General features: G+C 71.4%; 17 protein-coding genes and 4 tRNA genes. 20 read left to right on the top strand and 1 reads right to left on the bottom strand.

Features of this window, described 5'->3' with window-relative positions; all coding sequences use genetic code 11:
• From H6A23_RS07865 to H6A23_RS07775, 19 genes are all read left to right on the top strand, one after another.
• On the top strand, positions 1-928 hold a 928-nt coding region (locus tag H6A23_RS07865), incomplete at its 5' end, for a DNA-processing protein DprA (protein ID WP_204831637.1).
• Positions 913-2,244 carry a methylenetetrahydrofolate--tRNA-(uracil(54)-C(5))-methyltransferase (FADH(2)-oxidizing) TrmFO gene (gene trmFO / locus H6A23_RS07860; RefSeq protein WP_204831636.1) on the top strand — a complete coding sequence of 444 codons (1,332 nt, stop codon included), beginning with the start codon at positions 913-915 and terminating at the stop codon, positions 2,242-2,244. The genes H6A23_RS07865 and trmFO, both read left to right, overlap by 16 nt.
• Positions 2,241-3,146: a site-specific tyrosine recombinase XerD gene (locus H6A23_RS07855; protein WP_204831635.1), complete on the top strand. Its 906-nt coding sequence runs from the start codon at positions 2,241-2,243 to the stop codon at positions 3,144-3,146. Before trmFO ends, H6A23_RS07855 begins: the two co-directional genes overlap by 4 nt.
• Positions 3,147-3,366: 220 nt before the next feature.
• The gene (rpsB, locus tag H6A23_RS07850; RefSeq protein ID WP_204831634.1) at positions 3,367-4,122 is read left to right on the top strand and encodes a 30S ribosomal protein S2; all 756 of its coding nucleotides are present in this window, start codon (positions 3,367-3,369) and stop codon (positions 4,120-4,122) included.
• 30 nt (positions 4,123-4,152) lie between these two features.
• Positions 4,153-5,028, top strand: a complete 876-nt coding sequence (tsf, locus tag H6A23_RS07845; RefSeq protein ID WP_204831633.1) for a translation elongation factor Ts — start codon at positions 4,153-4,155, stop codon at positions 5,026-5,028.
• Positions 5,029-5,199: 171 nt separating this feature from the next.
• Entirely contained in the window at positions 5,200-5,922 is a 723-nt protein-coding gene (gene pyrH, locus H6A23_RS07840) for a UMP kinase (protein ID WP_204831632.1), read from the top strand.
• A 2-nt stretch (positions 5,923-5,924) separates the two neighbouring features.
• The gene (gene frr, locus H6A23_RS07835; protein WP_204831631.1) at positions 5,925-6,470 is read left to right on the top strand and encodes a ribosome recycling factor; all 546 of its coding nucleotides are present in this window, start codon (positions 5,925-5,927) and stop codon (positions 6,468-6,470) included.
• Positions 6,471-7,256, top strand: coding sequence for an isoprenyl transferase (locus H6A23_RS07830; RefSeq protein WP_204831630.1), 786 nt, complete (start codon positions 6,471-6,473; stop codon positions 7,254-7,256).
• Positions 7,253-8,197, top strand: a complete 945-nt coding sequence (locus tag H6A23_RS07825) for a phosphatidate cytidylyltransferase (RefSeq protein WP_204831629.1) — start codon at positions 7,253-7,255, stop codon at positions 8,195-8,197. The genes H6A23_RS07830 and H6A23_RS07825 overlap by 4 nt, the downstream gene beginning before the upstream one ends.
• Complete coding sequence (gene dxr, locus H6A23_RS07820; protein ID WP_204831628.1) at positions 8,194-9,393, top strand: 1-deoxy-D-xylulose-5-phosphate reductoisomerase; 1,200 nt, start codon at positions 8,194-8,196, stop codon at positions 9,391-9,393. The genes H6A23_RS07825 and dxr overlap by 4 nt, the downstream gene beginning before the upstream one ends.
• Positions 9,390-10,775, top strand: coding sequence for a site-2 protease family protein (locus H6A23_RS07815; protein WP_204831627.1), 1,386 nt, complete (start codon positions 9,390-9,392; stop codon positions 10,773-10,775). Before dxr ends, H6A23_RS07815 begins: the two co-directional genes overlap by 4 nt.
• 10 nt (positions 10,776-10,785) lie before the next feature.
• Positions 10,786-11,862: a flavodoxin-dependent (E)-4-hydroxy-3-methylbut-2-enyl-diphosphate synthase gene (gene ispG / locus H6A23_RS07810; RefSeq protein WP_204831626.1), complete on the top strand. Its 1,077-nt coding sequence runs from the start codon at positions 10,786-10,788 to the stop codon at positions 11,860-11,862.
• 250 nt (positions 11,863-12,112) lie between these two features.
• Positions 12,113-13,828 (top strand): proline--tRNA ligase, encoded by a 1,716-nt coding sequence (locus tag H6A23_RS07805; protein ID WP_435793492.1) that lies wholly within the window; start codon positions 12,113-12,115, stop codon positions 13,826-13,828.
• Positions 13,829-13,885: 57 nt separating this feature from the next.
• Positions 13,886-14,911: an alpha-hydroxy-acid oxidizing protein gene (locus H6A23_RS07800; protein ID WP_204831625.1), complete on the top strand. Its 1,026-nt coding sequence runs from the start codon at positions 13,886-13,888 to the stop codon at positions 14,909-14,911.
• A gap of 118 nt (positions 14,912-15,029) precedes the next feature.
• Positions 15,030-15,105 (top strand) — tRNA-Ala (locus H6A23_RS07795).
• A gap of 45 nt (positions 15,106-15,150) precedes the next feature.
• Positions 15,151-15,226, top strand: a tRNA-Ile gene (locus H6A23_RS07790).
• A 177-nt stretch (positions 15,227-15,403) separates the two neighbouring features.
• Positions 15,404-16,093 carry a biosynthetic peptidoglycan transglycosylase gene (locus H6A23_RS07785; RefSeq protein ID WP_204831624.1) on the top strand — a complete coding sequence of 230 codons (690 nt, stop codon included), beginning with the start codon at positions 15,404-15,406 and terminating at the stop codon, positions 16,091-16,093.
• A gap of 109 nt (positions 16,094-16,202) precedes the next feature.
• Positions 16,203-16,277: transfer RNA gene (locus tag H6A23_RS07780), tRNA-Val, on the top strand.
• Between the two features lie 2 nt (positions 16,278-16,279).
• A tRNA-Ala gene (locus H6A23_RS07775) sits at positions 16,280-16,355 on the top strand.
• 203 nt (positions 16,356-16,558) lie between these two features.
• On the opposite strand, the gene H6A23_RS07770 is transcribed toward H6A23_RS07775, so the two are convergent.
• Positions 16,559-18,385: an acyltransferase family protein gene (locus H6A23_RS07770; RefSeq protein WP_204831623.1), complete on the bottom strand. Its 1,827-nt coding sequence runs from the start codon at positions 18,383-18,385 to the stop codon at positions 16,559-16,561.
• 163 nt (positions 18,386-18,548) lie between these two features.
• Here H6A23_RS07770 and H6A23_RS07765 point away from each other — a divergent pair, with 163 nt between their 5' ends.
• Positions 18,549-19,787, top strand: a complete 1,239-nt coding sequence (locus H6A23_RS07765; RefSeq protein ID WP_204831622.1) for a glycoside hydrolase family 3 protein — start codon at positions 18,549-18,551, stop codon at positions 19,785-19,787.
• The last annotated feature ends 10 nt before the right edge of the window (positions 19,788-19,797 follow it).

Here is a 19,797-nt window from a genome sequence, read left to right as displayed (position 1 = left end):
GGGCTGGGAGCTCGCCCCGGGGGACGAAGCGTATCCGGGGGCGCTCCTCGAGCTCGAGCGCCCGCCCGGGGAGCTGCGCGGCCTCGGCGACCCCGCCGCGCTCGCCGGGCCGTGCCTCGCCGTCATCGGCGCGCGGCGGGCGACGCCCTACGGGCTCGCGGTGGCGGAGATGGCGGCCCGCGTCGCCGCCCGCCACGGCGTCACCGTCGTCTCGGGAGGGGCCATGGGATGCGACCGCGCCGCGGGGCTCGCCGCCGTCGCGGCGGGCGGGCGCTCGGTCATCGTGTCGGGCTGCGGGGCGGACGTCGTCTACCCCGCCTCCTCCCGGGACGTCTTCGAGGCGACGCTCTCCTCGGGCGGGGCGGTGGTCTCACTCGAGCGCTGGGGCGCGGGGCCGAGGAGGTGGGCGTTTCCCAAGAGAAACGTCGTCATCGCCGCGCTCTCGCGCGTGCTCGTCGTGACGGAGGCGGGGCTTCGCTCGGGCACGATGTCGACCGCGGAGGCCGCGGTCGAGCTCGGCAGGGCGGTCTATGCCATACCCGGCTCGATCTTCTCGCCCGCCTCGTCGGGGACCAACCGGCTCGCCGCCGAGGGGGCGAGGATCATCCCCGACGAGCGCTCGCTCGAGATCGCGCTCTCGCTCGACTTCGACGCCGCGCCCCTGGCGGGGCCCGCCCCCGAGCGCCCGGGCGGGCCGGTCGCGGCCGCCCTGCTCGCCTCGCCCGCGCGGCCGGACGAGCTCGCGGCCCGGCTCGGGGAGGACGTGCTCACGCTGCTGCGGACCCTGACCGACCTCGAGGCGAGAGGAATCGTGGAGCGCCTCCCCGACGGGAGATACTCGCCCACGCGCGCCTACCTCTTGGGGCAGAATGGTGTCTCGCAACGTTTGGGACGGTCTGAGGGGAGCGGGGCATGTCGGAGTTCGTGACGGTCGTCGGAGGCGGGCTCGCGGGAAGCGAGTGCGCGCTGCAGCTCGCGTGCCGTGGCGTGCGCGTGAGGCTCTACGAGCAGCGTCCCACCCGCCCGTCGCCTGCGCACCGCACCTCGGGCCTCGCCGAGCTCGTGTGCTCGAACTCCCTCAAGTCGACCAAGCCCGAGACGGCGGCGGGGCTGCTCAAGTGGGAGCTCGACCAGATGGGCTGCGAGCTCATCGGCGTGGCGCGCGCCTGCTCGGTGCCGGCGGGAGGCGCCCTCGCCGTCGACCGGGACGCCTTCTCGGCCGAGGTGACCCGCCTCGTGGAGGGCCACCCGCTCGTCGAGGTCGTGCGCGAGGAGGTCGCGTCGATCCCCGTGGGCACGTCCGTGATAGCCGCGGGGCCCCTCTGCTCGGACGCTCTCTTCGAGGCGGTCTCGGGGGCCGTGGGCGGCGAGCGCATGAGCTTCTTCGACGCCGCCGCCCCGATCGTGGACGCGGACTCCATCGACCGCGACGTCGTCTTCGCGCAGTCGCGCTACGGGGAGCCCGGGGCGGGGGACTACCTCAACTGCCCGCTCGACCGCGACGAGTACGACGCCTTCATGGAGGCGCTGCTGTCCGCCGAGCGCGTGCTCGCGCGCGACTTCGAGCAGTCCGACCTCTTCTGCGCCTGCCAGCCCGTCGAGGAGGTCGCCCGGACGGGCCACGACTCGCTGCGCTTCGGCGCGCTCAAGCCGGTGGGGCTCACGGACCCGCGCACGGGGAGGCGCCCCTGGGCGGCCGTCCAGCTCAGGGCCGAGAGCGAGGCGCGCGCCGCCTACAACCTCGTGGGCTTCCAGACCAACCTCACCTGGCCCGAGCAGCGCCGCGTGTTCCGTATGATCCCCGGGCTCGAGTCCGCCGGGTTCCTGCGCTACGGCGTCATGCACCGCAACTCCTTCGTCGACGCGCCGCACGCGCTCGACGCGACCTTCGCGATCCCCGGCACGCGCTGCCGGCTCGCCGGGCAGATCACGGGGACCGAGGGCTACGTCGAGGCGATCGCCTCGGGCCTGCTCGCCGCGCTCAACACGTACGCGGAGCTTGCGGGGGCCGAGCCCGTCTCGCTTCCCGCCACCTGCGCGCTCGGCTCGCTCGTCGCCTACGCGACGAGCCCCGCGACGGTCGACTACCAGCCCATGCACGTGAACTTCGGCCTCTTCCCGCCGCTCGAGGACGCCCCGAGGAGGAAGGCCGAGCGCCGCGCCGCGCTTGCCGCGCGCGCCCGCGCCGACCTCGCCGCCTACATCGGCTCGCGGCCGGAGCTCTTCGGAGGGGCGGGCGCGTGAGCGAGCCCGCCCTCGAGGGGCTTATCGACCGCTTCTGCGACCACCTCGCGCGCGTCCGCAACCTCTCGCCGAACACGGTCAGGTCCTACCGGTGCGACCTCGCCTCCTTCGCGTCCTGGGCGCGGCGCGCGGGCGTGGACCCGCTGAGCGCCACGCACCGCGAGCTGCGGGGGTATCTCGCCGAGCTCTCCCGCGCGGGCTACTCCCCGCGCACGGTCAACCGGAGGCTCTCGGCGCTGCGCGGGCTCTACCGCTGGCTCGCGCGCGAGGGGGTGTGCGACGCCTCGGCCGCGGCGGCACTCGCGAGCCCCAAGGCCGGCCGCCCCCTGCCGCACGCGATGTCAGACGCCGAGGTCGGCGCCCTTCTCGCCACCTGCGACGCGGGCACGCCGGAGGGGCTTCGCGACCGCGCGGCCCTGGAGACGCTCTACGCGACGGGCGCCCGCGCGTCCGAGGCGGCGGGGCTCCGCCTGGGCGACGTCGACCTCGCCGGGCGCCAGGCGCGCCTCTTTGGCAAGGGGTCCAAGGAGCGCATCGTCCCGCTCTACGACGAGGCCGCACGCTGGCTCGGGCGCTGGCTGCGGGAGGGCCGCCCCACCCTGGCCGCCCGCTCGCGCCGCGCCACCGACGCGCTCTTCCTCTCCTCCCGGGGAAACCCGCTGTCCGCGGACGCCCTGCGCGGCCTCTTCGAGCGCCACGTCGCCCTCGCGGGGCTCGACCCGGCGCTCACCCCGCACGCGATGCGCCACACCTTCGCCACCGAGCTCCTCTCGGGCGGCGCGGACCTGAGGAGCGTCCAGGAGCTCCTGGGCCACGAGAGCCTCTCGACGACCCAGGTCTACACGCACCTGTCCGTCGAGCGCCTGAGGCAGGCCGCGCGCGCGGCGCACCCGCGCTCCTAGCGCGGGGACGACCCTATTTTTCGCCAGTCTCGCTCGACAAGGGCGCGGCGTCCCGCTATACTTCCTGTCCGTTGTGCGTCCGCACGACACGCCGCGCCGAGGCGCGGTTCCATCACGCACGCGCGACTACCCGCCCGCCGTGGTGCCCGGGGCTCAGGCCAGGTCCCGGGTGGCGAAGCGGGGATGACATCGCGCGGAGGACCAACCACAGGAGGTTACCATGGCTAAGATCACTATCCAGACCCTGCTCGACGCCGGCTGCCACTACGGCCACCAGACCCGCCGCTGGAACCCCAAGATGAAGTCCTACATCTTCGGCGAGCGCAACGGCATCTACATCCTCGACCTCAAGCAGACCATGCTCGGCGCCGACAAGGCCTACACCTTCCTCAAGGAGACCGCCTCCAAGGGCGGCACCGTGCTGTTCGTGGGCACCAAGAAGCAGGCCCAGGAGCCCATCGCCGCGCAGGCCGAGCGCTGCGGCATGCCCTACATCAACCAGCGCTGGCTCGGCGGCATGCTCACCAACTTCGTGACCATCCGCTCCCGCATCCAGCGCATGGAGGAGCTCGAGGCCATGGTCGAGGACGGCCGCATGAGCCTGCTGCCCAAGAAGGAGCAGGCCGTGCTGACCAAGGAGCTCGGCAAGCTCCAGGCCAACCTCGGCGGCGCCCGCACCATGCTCGCCCTCCCGCAGGCCATCTTCGTCGTCGACTCCAAGCGCGAGGAGATCGCCATCCGCGAGGCCAACCGCCTGCACATCCCCGTCGTGAGCCTGCTCGACACCAACTCCGACCCCGACGTCGTCGACTACGGCATCCCCGCCAACGACGACGCCATCCGCTCCGTCTCCCTCATGTGCGAGCTCGCCGCCGACGCCGTCCTCGCCGGCTCCGGCAAGGAGCAGATCACGGCCGAGGAGATGGCCGCTCCGGCCGCCGAGGAGGCCGCGGCCGACGCCCCCGCCGCCGAGTAACGACCTTCACGAACGAAGAGGAGAAACACCATGGCACAGGTTACCGCCGCCCTCGTCAAGCAGCTCCGCGAGATGACCGACTCCCCGATGATGGAGTGCAAGAAGGCCCTCGTCGAGGCCGATGGCGACATCGACAAGGCCGTCGACATCCTCCGCACGATGGGCATCGCCAAGGCCGTCAAGCGCGCCGGCCGCGACACCAACGAGGGCACCATCGCCACCTACGTCTCCGAGGACCAGAAGCTCGGCGCCATCCTCGAGCTCACCTGCGAGACCGACTTCGTGGGCACCAACCCCAAGTTCTGCGGCTTCGCGCTCGACCTCGCCAAGGTCGTCGCCGAGAACGACCCGGCCGACGTGGACGCCCTCAAGGCGTGCGCGATGGGCGAGTCCACCGTCGAGGCCGAGCTCACCGAGATGATCCACGTCATCGGCGAGAACATGAAGATCGCCCGCTTCCAGCGCGTCACCGCCGCTGACGGCGCCCTCGGCAGCTACGTCCACCTGGGCGGCAAGCTCGCCGACATCGTGACCTTCAAGCTCGGCAAGCCCGAGACCGCCGAGGCCGACGAGTTCAAGACCTTCGCGCACGACGTGGCCATGCAGGTCGCCGCCGCCGCGCCCGTCGCCGCCCGCCGCGACGACGTGCCCGCCGACGTGATCGAGCACGAGCTCGCCATCTACAAGGCCCAGGCCGCCGAGTCCGGCAAGCCGGAGGCCATCCAGGAGAAGATGGCCCAGGGCCGCCTCGAGAAGTACTTCAAGGAGAGCGTCCTCACCGAGCAGGAGTTCGTCAAGGACAGCTCCGTCACCATCGGCCAGCTCGCCAAGAACGTGGGCAAGTCCCTCGGCGACGAGGTCGAGGTCATGAGCTTCATCCGCTACACCTTCGGCGACGCCGAGTAGGCGCGTCTCAACGTGCGGTTTCGGGGCCGGCGAGTTCTTCTCGCCGGCCCCGTTCGTGTGCTTACGGGGTCGGTCCGCCGAGCATGCGGAACCGCCGCGTTCGTCTCTGGTAGAATCTCGTCTCGAACAAGGCGTCGCGCGCGGGCGCGGCACGACCGAGTGGAGGTAGGCTTGTCAGACATCAAGTATCACCGCGTCCTGCTCAAGCTGTCCGGCGAGGCCCTGATGGGGGAGCAGTCCTTCGGGATCGACGCCGCCGTCCCGCAGCGGCTCGCCGAGGAGATCAAGCCGGTCTGGGAGGCCGGCGTGCAGGTGGCCATCGTCGTGGGCGGTGGCAACATCTTCCGCGGCCTCACCGGAGCGGCCGCCGGCATGGACCGCGCCCAGGGTGACAACATGGGCATGCTCGCCACCGTCATCAACTCGCTCGCGCTGCAGGACTGCTTCGAGCGCAACGGCATGGACTGCCGCGTCATGAGCGCCATCGACATGCGCCAGATCGCCGAGCCCTACATCCGCCGCCGCGCCATCAGGCACCTCGAGAAGGGCCGCATCACCATCTACGCCGCCGGCACGGGCAACCCCTACTTCACCACCGACACCGCCGCCGCGCTGCGCGCCTGCGAGGTGGGGGCCGAGGTCCTCATGAAGGCCACCAACGTCGACGGCATCTACGACGCCGACCCGCGCACCAACCCCGACGCGCGGCGCTACGACACCGTAACCTACCGCGAGGTCCTGAACCGCGACCTCAAGGTCATGGACGCCACCGCCACGGCGCTCTGTCACGACAACCACATGCCCATCATGGTGTTCGACATCAACTCCCCGGGCGTCTTCATGGACGCCGTGAGCGGGGAGCATGTTGGAACGACCGTCGTCGAGGAGGACTAGACATGAGCCAGTACACCGAGCGTGCCGAGAAGAACATGGCCAAGTGCCTTGAGAACCTCAAGGCCAACTTCGCCCGCGTCCGCACCGGGCGCGCCAACGCCCAGATCCTGGCGCCCATCATGGTCGACTACTACGGCCAGCCCACCCCGATCACCCAGCTCGCTGCCGTGAAGGTGCCCGAGGCCTCCATGCTCGTCGTCGAGCCGTGGGACAAGAGCGCGCTTCGCTCCATCGAGAAGGCGATCGAGGGCTCCGACCTCGGCATCACCCCGTCCAACGACGGCGTCTGCATCCGCCTGCCGTTCCCGCGCCCGACCGAGGAGCGCCGACGCGAGCTCGCCAAGGAGTGCAGCCAGCTCGCCGAGGAGAGCCGCGTCGCCATCCGCAACGTCCGCAGGGACGTCAACGGCAAGATCGAGCGCGACGAGGAGCTCCCCGAGGACCAGCAGTCGCGCGAGAAGAAGGCCGTGCAGAAGCTCACGGACTCCTACGTCGCCAAGGTCGACGAGCTCCTGAAGGCCAAGACGGCGGAGGTCATGGAAATCTAAATGCTGCGCGACGAAGCAAAGCTCAGGGAGTACTACGCGGACGCCCCCGCCGACATCAGCCTCGCCGACGTCGACCTCGACCGCATCCCGCGGCACGTCTCCATCATCATGGACGGCAACGGGCGCTGGGCGCAGGCCCGCGGGCTCGACCGCTCGCGCGGCCACGTCGCGGGTGTGGACGCGCTGCGCGAGGCCGTGACCACGAGCGTTCGCCTCGGGCTCGACACGCTCTCCGTCTACGCCTTCTCCACGGAGAACTGGCGCCGGCCCCAGCGCGAGGTCGACCTGCTCATGCACCTCTTCGCCACGACGCTGGTGAACGAGCTGCCGCTCTTCCACCAGGAGAACGTGCGCCTGAGGTTCCTCGGGGACCTCGGCGCGCTGCCCGAGCGGACGAGGGCCGTCTTCCAGCGCGGGCTCGACGAGACGGCCGACCACACCGGCATGGTCTTCGCGCTCGCCGTGAACTACGGATCGCGCGCCGAGATCGCCCGCGCCGCGCGCCAGATCGCGCGCGAGGTCGCGGCGGGCGAGCTCGAGGCCGAGGACGTCGACGAGTCGGCCGTCGCCGAGCGGCTCTACACCGCGGGCCTGCCCGATCCGGACCTCCTCATCCGCACCTCGGGCGAGCTCAGGCTCTCCAACTACCTCCTGTGGCAGCTCGCCTACACGGAGTTCTACGTGACGCCCACCCTCTGGCCGGACTTCTCCCGCTGGGACTTCCTGCGCGCCGTGGCCTCCTTCCAGTCACGCTCGCGGCGCTTCGGCGGGGTCGTGACGCCATGAGCGCGACCCGCCGCCCCGATGACGAGCGCGGAGCCGGGCTCGACCGCCAGATAGCGTTTCTCGAGGGCCGCCGCGCCTCCAAGGAGGAGCGGCGCGCCGCCGGCGACCTCACGGGCCAGAAGGCGCGCAGCTCGGCCGAGCGGCTCCTCACGCGCTCGACCTCCGGCGCTATCTACGCCGTCGTCACCCTCGCGTGCCTCTTCTGCGGGCCCGTCACCACGACGGCGCTCGTGGTCGCCCAGGCGTGGCTGTGCTGCTCGGAGTTCTTCCGCATCTGCCGCATGGGCGGCAGGATGCCCAACGAGGTGATCGGCCTCGCCGCGGCCGTGCTCTTCCCGCCCGCGGCCCTCGCCTCCGGGCTTCTCGCCTGCGCGCTCGTCATCTTCGTCATGCTCATGGCGTGCGCGTGCTGGTACGTCTTCACGCCGCGCGCGAGCGTCGCCGACGTCGCCGTGACGGCCTTCGGGCCGCTCTACACCTCGCTCGCCTTCTCGAGCGTCGTGCTCATCCGCAAGTTCGACCCCGGCCTCACGGGCGCGCTGGTCACCCTCGCCGTCATGCTCTCCGTCTGGGCCAACGATGCCTTCGCCTACTTCGTCGGCTCCGCCCTGGGGCGCCACAAGCTCGCCCCGCGCATCTCGCCGAGCAAGAGCGTCGAGGGCTTCGTCGGGGGCATCGTCGGCTCCGTCATCGTCTGGGTCGTGCTCGCCGTGTTCGTCGTGGGCGACATGAGCGTCGCGATGGCCGTCCTGTGCGGCCTCGTCGTGGGCGTCGCGGGCGTCATCGGCGACCTCTTCGAGTCGCGCCTCAAGCGCGGCGTGGGCGTCAAGGACTCGGGCAACGTCCTGCCCGGCCACGGCGGCCTGCTCGACCGCTCCGACTCCATGCTCTTCGGCAGCATGGCCGCGTTCTTCCTTCTGCTCTTTGGAGGCATCCTGTGACCATTTTCGAGGACACCGCGCCCCGCGCGGAGCGCCCGCGGCCCCTGCGCGTCGCGGTCCTTGGCTGCTCGGGCTCCATCGGCACCCAGACGCTCGACGTCTGCCGGCGCCACGCCGACCGCGTGCGCGTCGTCGCGGTCTCCGTCAACACGTCGGTGGCCGCCGCCGTGGCGGCCGCGCGCGAGTTCGGCTGCGCGCGCGTGGCCATCGCCGACCCCGCGCGCTCCTCAGACCCCGCCCTCGCCGAGCTGCCGGCCGGCTGCGAGGCCGCCTTCGGCGCGGGCGCGGTGACCGAGCTCGCGACCCTGCCCGAGGTGGACATGGTCGTGAACGCCCTCGTGGGCTTCGCGGGCATCCACGCGGGCTTTGCCGCCCTCAGGGGGGGCAAGGCGCTCGCCTACGCCAACAAGGAGTCGATCGTCTGTGGCGGCGACCTCATGATGCCGCTCGCGCGCCCCGGGCGCCTGCTGCCCGTCGACTCCGAGCACAGCGCCATCTTCCAGTGCCTGGTGGGGGAGCGCCCCGAGGACGTCTCCCGCATCTGGCTCACCTGCTCGGGCGGGCCCTTCTACGGGCGCACGCGCGAGCAGCTCTCCTCCGTCACCGTGGCCGACGCCCTCGCGCACCCCACCTGGGCCATGGGCGCGAAGATCACCGTCGACTCGGCCACCCTCATGAACAAGGGCCTCGAGATCATCGAGGCGCACCACCTCTTCCAGCAGCCCGTCGACGCCGTCCGCGTGCTCGTCCACCGCGAGAGCAAGATCCACTCCATGGTCGAGTTCGTCGACGGCGTCGTGAAGGCGCAGCTCGGCGGCTCCGACATGCGGGCGCCCATCCAGTACGCGCTCAGCTACCCCGAGCGCTGGGGCGCCTCCGTCGAGCGCATCGACTGGTGCGCGTCCGACCCGCTCTCCTTCGGCGAGGCGGACGAGGGCACGTTCGGGTGCCTCGCGCTCGCCCGCGCGGCGGGCCGGGCCGGGGGGACCCTCCCGTGCGCCATGAACGCGGCCAACGAGGTCGCCAACGAGCGGTTCCGCCAGGGCCTGTGCTCCTTCCTCGACATAGAGAGGACGGTCTCGGCCGTCATGGACGCGACCGACCCCGAGCGGGTGGAGTCGCTCGGTCAGCTCGAGGAGGTCGACGCGCGCGCACGTGCGCTGGCCCTCGCCGTTCTCTCGGAGGTCTCCCGTTGAGTGCCGCGCTTTCCGTCCTCTCCGCCGTCTTCTGGGGCGTGCTCGTCCTGTCGCTTCTCGTCTTCGTCCACGAGGGCGGGCACTACCTCGTCGCCCGCGCGCTGCGCGTGAGGGCGACGGAGTTCTTCCTCGGCCTGCCGTGCCGCTGGAAGCTCTCGCGCAAGAGCCGCTCGGTGGGAACCGAGTTCGGCGTCACGCCGCTCCTGCTCGGCGGCTACACCCGCATCTGCGGCATGGAGGGCGCAGACGACGAGCTGCTCGCCCCCGCGCTCCAGATCGTCATGGAGCGGGGTCGCGTGCGCGCCGCGGACGTCGCCCGCGAGCTCGGGGTGGGCGAGGATCGCGCCTACGACCTTCTCGCCACGCTCTGCGACTGGGCGTCCATCCGTCCCTACTACGACCCCGAGCTCGGCGAGGCCCCGGGCCAGCGCGACTATCCCGCCGCCTTCGAGACGCTCGCGCGCGACGCCAACCACCTCACCGAGTACGACCGCGGGCACGACTTCACGCTTCCCGGGTCCACCGAGGCGGGAAGTCCCCACGTGAGCGAGCTCTCTCCCGACGAGCTCCTCGCCCTCGAGCGCTCCCACACCTATCAGGGCGTCGGCTTTATCAGGCGCTGCGCCATGCTCGTCGCGGGCCCGCTCGTGAACGTCCTTCTCGCCTTCGTGATCGTGACCTGCGCGCTCATGGCGCGCGGCGTGGACTACTACTCCGACGCGAGCGTCATCGGCTCGGTCGAGGCGGGCTCCTACGCCGAGGCGGCCGGCCTCGAGCCGGGCGACGAGGTCACCGCCGTCGACGACACGCCGGTGGCCAGCTGGGAGGAGCTCTCCTCCGCCATGCGGCCCTACCTCGACGCCGGCGAGGACTTCGAGCTTACCTACGTCCGCGACGGCGCCGAGGCCACGGCCCGCGTGGACCTGCCGGACGGGCAGGCGTGCGAGCTTCTGGGCGTCACGTCGAGCGTGGCCACCTACCACCCGAGCCTGCCCGAGGCCGCCCAGGCCACGCTCGCCTATACGGGCCAGGTCGCGGGCTACGTCGCACAGCTCATCCAGCCCCAGCACACCATGGAGGTCCTCGACCAGTCCTCCTCGGTCGTGGGCATCGCGGTCATGACGTCCGAGGCGGCCTCGTCGGGCGCCTACGAGCTCGCGCTCGTGGCGGCGGCCATCTCCATGTCGCTCGGCTTCATGAACCTCCTGCCCATCCCGCCCTTCGACGGCGGCAAGATCCTCATCGAGCTCATCCAGCTCGTCATCCGCCGGCCGCTCTCCCTGCGCGCCCAGAGCGCCCTCAGCTACCTCGGGCTCGCGTTCTTCGTCTTCGTCTTCGTCGTCGTGCTGAGAAACGACATCGTCCGCTTTGTGATCGGGTAGGTGTAGCCACATGAGCGAGAAGAACCGTCCGGCGCGCGAGCTCACGCGCCCCGTCATGGTGGGGGGCGTGCAGGTGGGGGGCGGCGCGCCCGTGTCCGTGCAGTCCATGTGCACGACCGACACGGCAGACGCCGCGGCGACGCTCGCGCAGATCGAGCGCCTCGCCGAGGCGGGCTGCGAAATCATACGCGTGGCCGTGCCCTCGGCGGCGGCCCTCGACGGCTTCTCAAAGGTCTGCGCCGCCTCGCCGCTGCCCGTCGTGGCCGACATCCACTTCGACCACGCGCTCGCCATCGAGGCCTGCCGGCGCGGCGCGGCGGCCCTGCGCGTGAACCCCGGCAACATCGGCAGCTGGGGGCGCGTCGACGCCGTGATCGACGAGGCGGGCGCGGCCGGCATCCCCATTCGCATCGGCGTGAACGCGGGCTCGCTCGACCCGGCCTTCGCCGAGCGGGAGGACCTCACGCACGTCGAGAAGCTCGTGGGGTCGGCGACCTCGTTCGTCGAGCACTTCCGCGCCCGCGGCTTTGCCGACATCGTGCTCTCCGCCAAGGCGCACGGCGTGGTGACCACCGTCGAGGTGAACCGCGCCCTCTCGCGCGAGCTGCCGGACGTGCCGCTCCACATCGGCGTCACCGAGGCGGGGACCCTCCGCCAGGGCACCGTCAAGAACGCCGCAGCGATAGGCGCCCTGCTCATGGAGGGCATCGGCGACACCGTGCGCCTCTCGCTCACGGCGGACCCCGTGGAGGAGGTCAACGTGGCCTGGGACCTGCTCTCGGCCGTGGGGCTCCGTCGCCTGCGCCCCGAGCTCGTGAGCTGCCCCACGTGCGGCCGCTGCCAGTGGGACCTCATGGGCGTCGCCGCCGAGGTGGAGCGGCGCCTCGCCGCCGTGCGCGCCCCCATCACCGTGGCCGTCATGGGCTGCGTGGTGAACGGCCCGGGCGAGGCCAGGGGCGCCGACATCGGCCTTGCCGGCGGCCGCGGCAGGGCCGTGCTCTTCGCGTCCGGCGAGAAGATCCGCACCGTCGACGAGGCCGACGCCGTCGACGAGCTCTTCGCCGAGATCGAGAGGCGCTTCACCTAGACCGCCCGGCCTCGCGCCGGCCGCATATGTCCCGGCGCTCAGACAGCTTGCCGAGAAAAAACGCTCGGCAAGAACTCGCGGCGGGACATATGCGGCCGGCGCGAGGCCTGTGATTACGTTGCAGATGCTGTCGATGGTGTGACGTCACGGCCGCCTCCCCGGCGGAGGTTGGCTTGCGACCTCGCCCGTTCTTCTCGCCCGCATGGCGTAGAATCAGGGGCGTTGCAACGACCCACAGAAGGGAACGCACGTGAAGCGCTACCAGAAGATGTCCCAGCTCTACGCCCCCACGCTCAAGGAGGACCCGGCCGAGGCCGAGCTCGCGAGCCACCGCCTGCTCCTGCGCGCGGGCATGATCCGCAAGACCGCCGCCGGCCTCTACAGCTACCTGCCGCTCGCCTGGCGCTCGATCCGCAAGATCGAAGCCGTCATCCGCGACGAGATGGAGGGCATCGGCGCCCAGGAGATGATGGTCCCCATCCTCACGCCCGCCGAGCTCTGGCACGAGTCGGGCCGCTGGGACGCCTACGGCCCCGAGCTCATGCGCATCGCCGACCGCCACGGCCGCGAGTTCGCGCTTGGCCCCACACACGAGGAGACCTTCACCGACCTCGTGAAGAACGAGCTGCGCTCCTACAAGCAGCTGCCCTGCACGCTCTACCAGATCCAGGACAAGTTCCGCGACGAGATGCGCCCGCGCTTCGGCCTCATGCGCGGCCGCGAGTTCATCATGAAGGACGCCTACAGCTTCTCCGCCACCCAGGAGTCGCTGCAGGAGTGCTACGAGCAGGAGAAGGCCGCCTACGCGCGCATCGCCGAGCGCTGCGGCATCTATGCCCTCCCCGTCGTGGCCGACTCCGGCCAGATCGGCGGCGACACCTCCGTGGAGTTCATGGCGCTCGCCGACTCCGGCGAGGCCGAGCTCGTCTACTGCGACTGCGGCTTTGCCGCCGACGTTGAGGCCGCCACCACGAAGGTGCCCGTGACCGAGGGCCCCGGAGACGGCACGCTCGAGAAGGTCCACACGCCGGGCCTCGGCACCATCGAGGCCGTGGCGGAGTTCTTCGGCTTCCCGGAGAACGGCACGCGCAAGTCGCTCGCGCTCGTCGCCGAGGACGGCACGAACGTCGTGGCGATCGTCCCCGGCGACCACGAGCTCAACGAGATCAAGGCGGCGAGGCTCTTCGGCGCCTACCACCTCATGACGGACGAGGAGCTCGAGACGTGCGGCCTGCACAAGGGCTTCATCGGGCCCGTGGGCCTGCCCGAGGGCGTCCGCCTGGTCTGCGACGAGTCCCTGCGCGAGAGCACGTCCTGGGCCTGCGGCGCCAACGAGGTCGACTATCACTTCACGGGCGCCTGCCCGGGCCGCGACTTTGCGGTCGACGAGTGGGCCGACCTCGTGAGCGTGAGGGAGGACGACCCCTGCCCGCACTGCGGCGCCGCCCTCAGGAGCGCCCGCGGCATCGAGATCTCCCAGGTCTTCCAGCTCGGCACCAAGTACTCCGAGGCCATGGGCGCCACCTTCGCGGACGAGGACGGCGTCGAGCGCCCGTTCCTCATGGGCTGCTACGGCATCGGCGTCTCCCGCACGCTGGCCGCCGTCGTGGAGCAGCACAACGACGAGCACGGCATCTCGTGGCCCGTCTGCGTGGCGCCCTACGAGGTCGAGGTCGTGCCGCTCGCGGTGAACGACGACGTGGTGACCCCGGTCGCCGAGCGCGTCGTGGACGAGCTTGCCGCCGCCGACCTCGAGGTCCTGCTCGACGACCGCAAGGAGCGCCCCGGCGTGAAGTTTGCCGACGCCGACCTCATCGGCATCCCGTACCAGGTGATCCTGGGCAAGCGCGGCGTCGCCAACGGCGTGGCCGAGGTCAAGGTCCGCGAGACCGGCGAGCGCCTCGACGTGCCCATGGACGAGCTCGTCCCCTGGCTTTCCGAGCGCGTCCTTCCCGCCCGCGCCTAGCGTGCAGAGGCGTGCAAAGGCGCCAGTCGCCTTTGCACGCAATCGAGAGGAGCCCCCATGACCTACTCCGAGCTTGCCGCCGCGGCGCGCGGCGGCATCGGCCCCTTCTGCAGGGCGTGCCCCGTCTGCGACGGCCGCGCGTGCGCGGGCGTCATCCCCGGGCCGGGCGACAAGGGCGTCGGGCGCGTGGCGCACCGCAACTGGCAGGCCTGGCAGGGCCTGCGCGTGAGCATGGACACCCTGCACGACACCTGGGCGGCCGACACGGGCACGACGGTGCTCGGCCAGCGGCTCTCCCTGCCCGTCATGGTGGGGCCGGTGGGCGACGTCCAACGCCACTACGGGGAGCGCTACGACACCGTCTCGTACAACCGCTGCGCGCTCGAGGCGGCGGCGGGGGAGGGCACGCTCGCGTGGACCGGCGACGGCCTGGACGCCTCCATCATGACCGAGGCCTGCGGCCTCATCGCCGAGCTGGGCGGCCGCGGCGTCCCCACGGTCAAGCCCTGGGACGAGGTCACGCTCGGCGAGAAGCTCGACGAGGCCCTCGCCGCGCGCCCGGCGGCGGTGGCCATGGACATCGACGCCGCCGGCCTTCCCTTCCTGCGCGGCCAGGAGCCGCCCGCCGGCGCCAAGTCGGCCGCCCAGGTGGGCGAGGTCGCGGCGCGCTGCCACGAGGCGGGGGTGCCCTTCGCGCTGAAGGGCGTCATGACGCCGTCGGCGGCCGCGCGGGCCGCCGAGGCGGGCGTCGACGCGATCGTGGTCTCCAACCACGGCGGGCGCGTGCTGGACGGCACGCCGGCCACCGCGGAGGTCCTGCCGGCGATCGTGGACGCCGTGGGTGAGCGCGTCGAGGTGCTCGTGGACGGCGGGGTGCGAAGCGGCCTGGACGTCTTCCGCGCGCTCGCCCTGGGCGCGCGGGCCTGCCTCGTGTGCCGCCCCTTCGTCGTGGCCACGTTCGGCGGGGGAGCCGAGGGCGTGCGCGCCTACCTGGGCGAGCTTCGCTCCGGGCTCGCCGACGCCATGGAGATGTGCGGCGCGGCCACCGTGGCCGACGTCACGCGCGACATGCTCTGGGGGTAGCCCCGGCCCCTCTCGCCCGGCGCCGCCCGGACGCATCCGGCGCCGGCGCGACACAAATCCAAAAAAATGGGTTGACCCCGTCGCTCACTCTGGTAATATTCTCTACGCACCAACGCACGGGGATATAGCTCAGTTGGGAGAGCGCGTGACTGGCAGTCACGAGGTCAGGGGTTCGAACCCCCTTATCTCCACCATGGTACCTTCGGCGGCGGCTTCGGTCGTCGCCTTTTTCATACTACGGGCTCATGGCGCAACGGTTAGCGCAGGGGACTCATAATCCCTGGGTTGCAGGTTCGAATCCTGCTGGGCCCACCAGAGAAGACGCGGGTCGGGATGCTTCTGGCATCCTGGCTCGTTTTTTCGTCCGCGCGGCGAGCGTTCGCCAGCCCCGCCCCATAACCTTGTGAAAACGTCACCCAACCCGAGGCCTTCGGGATGGCACCCCGCGCCCGCCTGGGGCACAATGGAGTGGAGAAGAGGGAAGGAGGGGCTATGAGGGCGCTTCTGAGGCTGCTCCGCCGCCTGCTGGCGGTCCTTCTCGCCATTGCGCTCGTCGCGGCCGCCGTCGTGTGCGTCAGGGGCTACGGGATGTATCGCGCGGCGCTCGAGGAGCGCCCCGTCGAGCAGGCGGTCGGCGAGGCGCGCGCGTCTGCGGGCTACGTGCGCGCCGACGAGCTCCCCGAGACCTACCTCAGGGCCGTCGTGGCCGTGGAGGACCATCGGTTCTACGACCACCCCGGCATCGACGTCATCGCGCTCTGCCGCGCGGCCTGGCACGACCTCACCACGCTCTCGCTCGAGCAAGGCGGCTCCACGATCACCCAGCAGCTGGCCAAGAACCTCTTCTTCTCGCAGGAGAAGGACTTCTCGCGCAAGGTGGCCGAGGCCCTCATGGCCCTCGACCTCGAGGCGCGCTACAGCAAGGGGGAGATCCTCGAGCTCTACGTGAACACCTCCTACTTCGGCGACGGCCGGACGGGGATCGGCCCCGCCGCCCGGGGGTATCTGGGAAAGGAGCCCGGCGCCATGACGCCCTGCGAGTGCGCCCTCATGGCGGGGCTCCCCAACGCGCCGAACGCGCTCTCGGCAGACCCCGCGCTCGCGCTGGCGCGAAGGGACCTCGTCATAGCGCAGATGGAGCGGTACGGCTTTGCGGGGCCGGGGTCGATCGTCTGTCCGTGACCGCTCTGAGCTGCGGTCTCCTTCGGTCGCACACACAATTTCCAGCCTGGTGAAAATTCTCGTGCCCCGCGGGCGAACTTTTGGTAATATAGCCCTTGCGCAAAAGCGCGGGCGATTGGCTCAGGGGTAGAGCACTTCCTTCACACGGAAGGGGTCGCTGGTTCGAATCCAGCATCGCCCACCAGCGGGGATATAGCTCAGTTGGGAGAGCGCGTGACTGGCAGTCACGAGGTCAGGGGTTCGAACCCCCTTATCTCCACCACGTACGCTCGGAGCCGTCGGGTCTCATGCCTGGCGGCTCCTTTTGTTGGTTCTGTCCCGTGGGCGATTCCGTCCCCGCGGGCCCGAGCCCCAGAGCGAGTGACAGGTTTCGAACAGACGAGGCCGAAAAAACGGCCCCATACGTTCGAAACCTGTCACTCGGTCTGAGGCTGAGGCTAGGGCCAAGGCCCGGGGGCGGCGGCCCTAGCGTCCCGTGACGGCGCGGCGCAGCATCATGACGTAGGCCGTCGCGCCCTCGGGCCTGAGGTGGGTGCCGTCGTCCCAGAAGTACTCGTCGTGGCCGGCGCTCTCCCCGTACCAGTCGATGACCTCGACGTTGTCGTACTGGGCGGCGATGTCCCAGAAGAGCTGGTTGTTGATGTCCTGGAGCGGCAGCGGCACGCGGGTGGTCACGAGGTAGACGCGCCGCTCGGGCCCCGCGGCGTCGATGAGCGCGCGGACCTGGTCCTCCCGCGCGACGCCGTTGTTGCCGAGCGCGAATACGACCACGTCTGCCCCGTGGCCCTCGGCGACGCAGCGGTTGTAGGCGTCGAGCCCCACGGGGAGCTGCCGGCCGATCTCGGCATCCATCCAGCCGTTGGGGAAGACGCGCGCGAACTCGGACTCCGTCCCGAGCGCGACGGAGTCGCCGATGAGCAGCACGCCCGCATCCGTGGCGCCGGTCTCCACGTCGACGTCGAAGCTCATCCGGTTAATCGTGTCGAGGGCCGACGCGAAGGCGGTGCCCGCGAGATAGGTCCCCGCGACGTCGTAGCCCTCCGTCTCGGGGTCGAAGGCGACCGCCTGGGACTGCCCCTCCTGCCGCTGGTCAGGCTGGACCGCCGGCCGGTCGGCCGGGGCGGGGAAGAGCGCGACGGCCAGGACCGCGACGAGGGCGACCATCTCCACGCCGAGCGCCATGCGCGACTGCCCGAGGGCAGCGGGCGCCCCCACACCCTTCTCGAGCACGCGATACGACGCCTCCGCGGCCAGGACGATGACGGCGAGCTCGAGCGCCCACCCCCACCACGGGAGCTCGGTCGTGCGCGTGGCGGGGTTCATGACGAGCAGGAGCGGATAGTGCCAGAGGTAGAGGGCAAAGCCGCGCGCCCCGGCGGCGGCGAGGGGGCGCAGCCCGATCAAGCGGGCAAGCAGGCTCGCGGGCCGGCTGAGGACCCCCACGAGGACGGCGGAGAGGACCGAGACGAGCGCGATGCCGCCGCGGTAGACGACGTCGGAGTAGCCGTTCAGCGTGACCATCATGGCGGCCACGGCCGCGATACAGCCGAGCCCGGCAAGGTCGTAGGCCCAGCCGGGAACCTCGCGGGCAGGCGCCTCCCCGCGCGCGGGGAGGCGCAGCGACCAGCCCCGCCCGCGGGTGAGAAGCGCCGCGAGGGCGCCCATGAGAAGCTCGCCCGCGCGCGTGTCGGGCCCGTAGTAGACGCGCGCGGTGTCCGCGAGCGGGTCGTAGAGGGCGGCCATCTCGACGAAGGAGGCGAGCGCGAGGGCGGCCACGACGACGCACGCGGTCCGCCGGCGGCGCACGACGCGCGAGAGGAGCAGCAGCACGAGCGGCCACACGAGGTAGAACTGCATGGTGACGCCCACGAACCAGAGGTGGGTGAGCGGCGAGGGCAGGCCGGCGGCCGCGAAGTAGGGGACCTCGCGCACGATGTAGTAGATGTTCTCGAAGAAGAGCAGCGCGGGAGCCGCGTCTGAGGCGACCTTGGCCGCGAGGGCCGGCGAGAAGAGCGTGCAGAGCACGCCCGCGGCGCCCACGGCGACAAGCATGGAGGGCAGCAGGCGCCCCGCGCGCCTCAGCAGGAAGCGCGGGTAGTCGAAGGAGCCCTCGCGCGCGATCTCGCGCTCGATGGAGAGGGTCGTGAGGTAGCCCGTGAGGACGAAGAAGACGCTCACGCCGAGATAGCCCCCGGGAAGCCAGGACGGGTTCGCGTGATAGGCGATGATGGCGGCTATGGCGAGGACGCGCAGGCCGTCGAGCGCGGCGACCCTCCTGGTGCCTGAAGTCATATGGGGCAGCCCCTCCGTGCTCTCGGTTGGCGGCGTGTGGTCAACGCCATTCTATCGCCTGGGCCCCGGGGCGCCGCGCACCTCACGTTGAATGCTCAAATACTCCCGGGGCCGCCGGGGCCCGGCGTTGCGCTATCCTGAGGCTTCCCTACGAGAGGATGCCATGAGCAGAAGAACATCGCCCGTCGCCCCCGCGCTCGTCACGCTGGCCGTCCTGGCCGTCGTCGCGCTCGCCGCGTGGGCCGCCTGGCCCGCGCTCACGCAGGGGAGCGCGCCCGCGTCCCCGGACCCCGAGGCGCCGGTCGGCGAGGTGAGCGACCGGCCAGCGCCCGACGCCGGGGAGGGGCCCGCCCAGACCCCCGAGGAGCGCGTCGAGCAGGCCGTGTCGGGGATGACGCTCGAGGAGAAGGTCGCGCAGCTCTTCGTGGTGCGCCCCGAGGACCTCACGCACGTCGGGACGCAGGTCGCCGCGGGCGAGGCCACGCGCGCCGCCCTCGAGGAGCGCCCGGTCGGCGGCATCTGCTACTTCGCCCAGAACCTCGTCGACCCCGAGCAGACCCGCGCGATGCTCGCCAACACGCAGGCCTACTACGAGGAGCTCACGGGCCTGCCGTGCTTCCTCGCCGTCGACGAGGAGGGCGGCACGGTCCTGCGCGTGGGCTCCAACCCCGCGTTTGGCGTGACGCGGGTGGGCGACATGGCCGACGTCGCCTCCGACGAGGAGGCGCGCGAGCTTGCCGTGACCATCGGCTCCTACCTCACCGACCTCGGCTTCAACGTGGACTTCGCCCCCGACGCGGACATCGCGGACGTCGAGGGCTCGACGCTCGTGCGGCGCTCCTTCGGCTCGAGCGCCGAGGTCGTCGCGCCGCGCGTGAGGGCCCAGGTCGAGGGCTTCCTCTCCACGGGGATCCTCTGCGCCGCCAAGCACTTCCCGGGGATCGGCGGGGCCGTGGGCGACTCGCACGACGGCACCATCATGGCCAACACGACCGCCGAGGAGCTCCGCGCGAGCGAGCTCGTCCCCTTCGAGGCCGCCATGGACGCGGGCGTGCCGTTCGTGATGGTCGGGCACATCACCCTGCCCAACGTCACCGGCGACTACGTCCCCGCCTCGCTCAACCCGCGGGTCGTGCAGCAGATTCTGCGCGAGGAGCTCGGCTACGACGGCATCGTCATCACCGACTCGCTCAGCATGGGCGCGGTCGTCGAGGAGGTCGGCTCCGAGCGCATCGGCGTGCAGGCCCTGCTCGCGGGCGTCGACATGATTCTCATGCCCGCCGACCTCGACGCCGCCTACCAGGGCATCCTCGACGCCGTGGCGTCCGGGGAGCTCACCGAGGCGCGCATCGACGAGTCCGTGACGCGCATCGTGCGCGCCAAGCTCGAGCTCCTCGGCTAGCGGCCTCGCC

Source organism: Olsenella uli (assembly GCF_016900775.1).
Taxonomy (GTDB): domain Bacteria; phylum Actinomycetota; class Coriobacteriia; order Coriobacteriales; family Atopobiaceae; genus Thermophilibacter; species Thermophilibacter uli_A.
This window is presented reverse-complemented; position numbering and strand designations above follow the sequence as displayed.

Coding starts and splice junctions, on each gene's coding strand:
- H6A23_RS07825 (WP_204831629.1), top strand. CDS start 7,253: ATGAGCGCGACCCGCCGCCCCGATGACGAGCGCGGAGCCGGGCTCGAC.
- H6A23_RS07765 (WP_204831622.1), top strand. CDS start 18,549: ATGAGCAGAAGAACATCGCCCGTCGCCCCCGCGCTCGTCACGCTGGCC.
- rpsB (WP_204831634.1), top strand. CDS start 3,367: ATGGCTAAGATCACTATCCAGACCCTGCTCGACGCCGGCTGCCACTAC.
- H6A23_RS07830 (WP_204831630.1), top strand. CDS start 6,471: ATGCTGCGCGACGAAGCAAAGCTCAGGGAGTACTACGCGGACGCCCCC.
- frr (WP_204831631.1), top strand. CDS start 5,925: ATGAGCCAGTACACCGAGCGTGCCGAGAAGAACATGGCCAAGTGCCTT.
- H6A23_RS07785 (WP_204831624.1), top strand. CDS start 15,404: ATGAGGGCGCTTCTGAGGCTGCTCCGCCGCCTGCTGGCGGTCCTTCTC.
- H6A23_RS07770 (WP_204831623.1), bottom strand. CDS start 18,385: ATGACTTCAGGCACCAGGAGGGTCGCCGCGCTCGACGGCCTGCGCGTC.
- ispG (WP_204831626.1), top strand. CDS start 10,786: ATGAGCGAGAAGAACCGTCCGGCGCGCGAGCTCACGCGCCCCGTCATG.
- tsf (WP_204831633.1), top strand. CDS start 4,153: ATGGCACAGGTTACCGCCGCCCTCGTCAAGCAGCTCCGCGAGATGACC.
- trmFO (WP_204831636.1), top strand. CDS start 913: ATGTCGGAGTTCGTGACGGTCGTCGGAGGCGGGCTCGCGGGAAGCGAG.
- H6A23_RS07800 (WP_204831625.1), top strand. CDS start 13,886: ATGACCTACTCCGAGCTTGCCGCCGCGGCGCGCGGCGGCATCGGCCCC.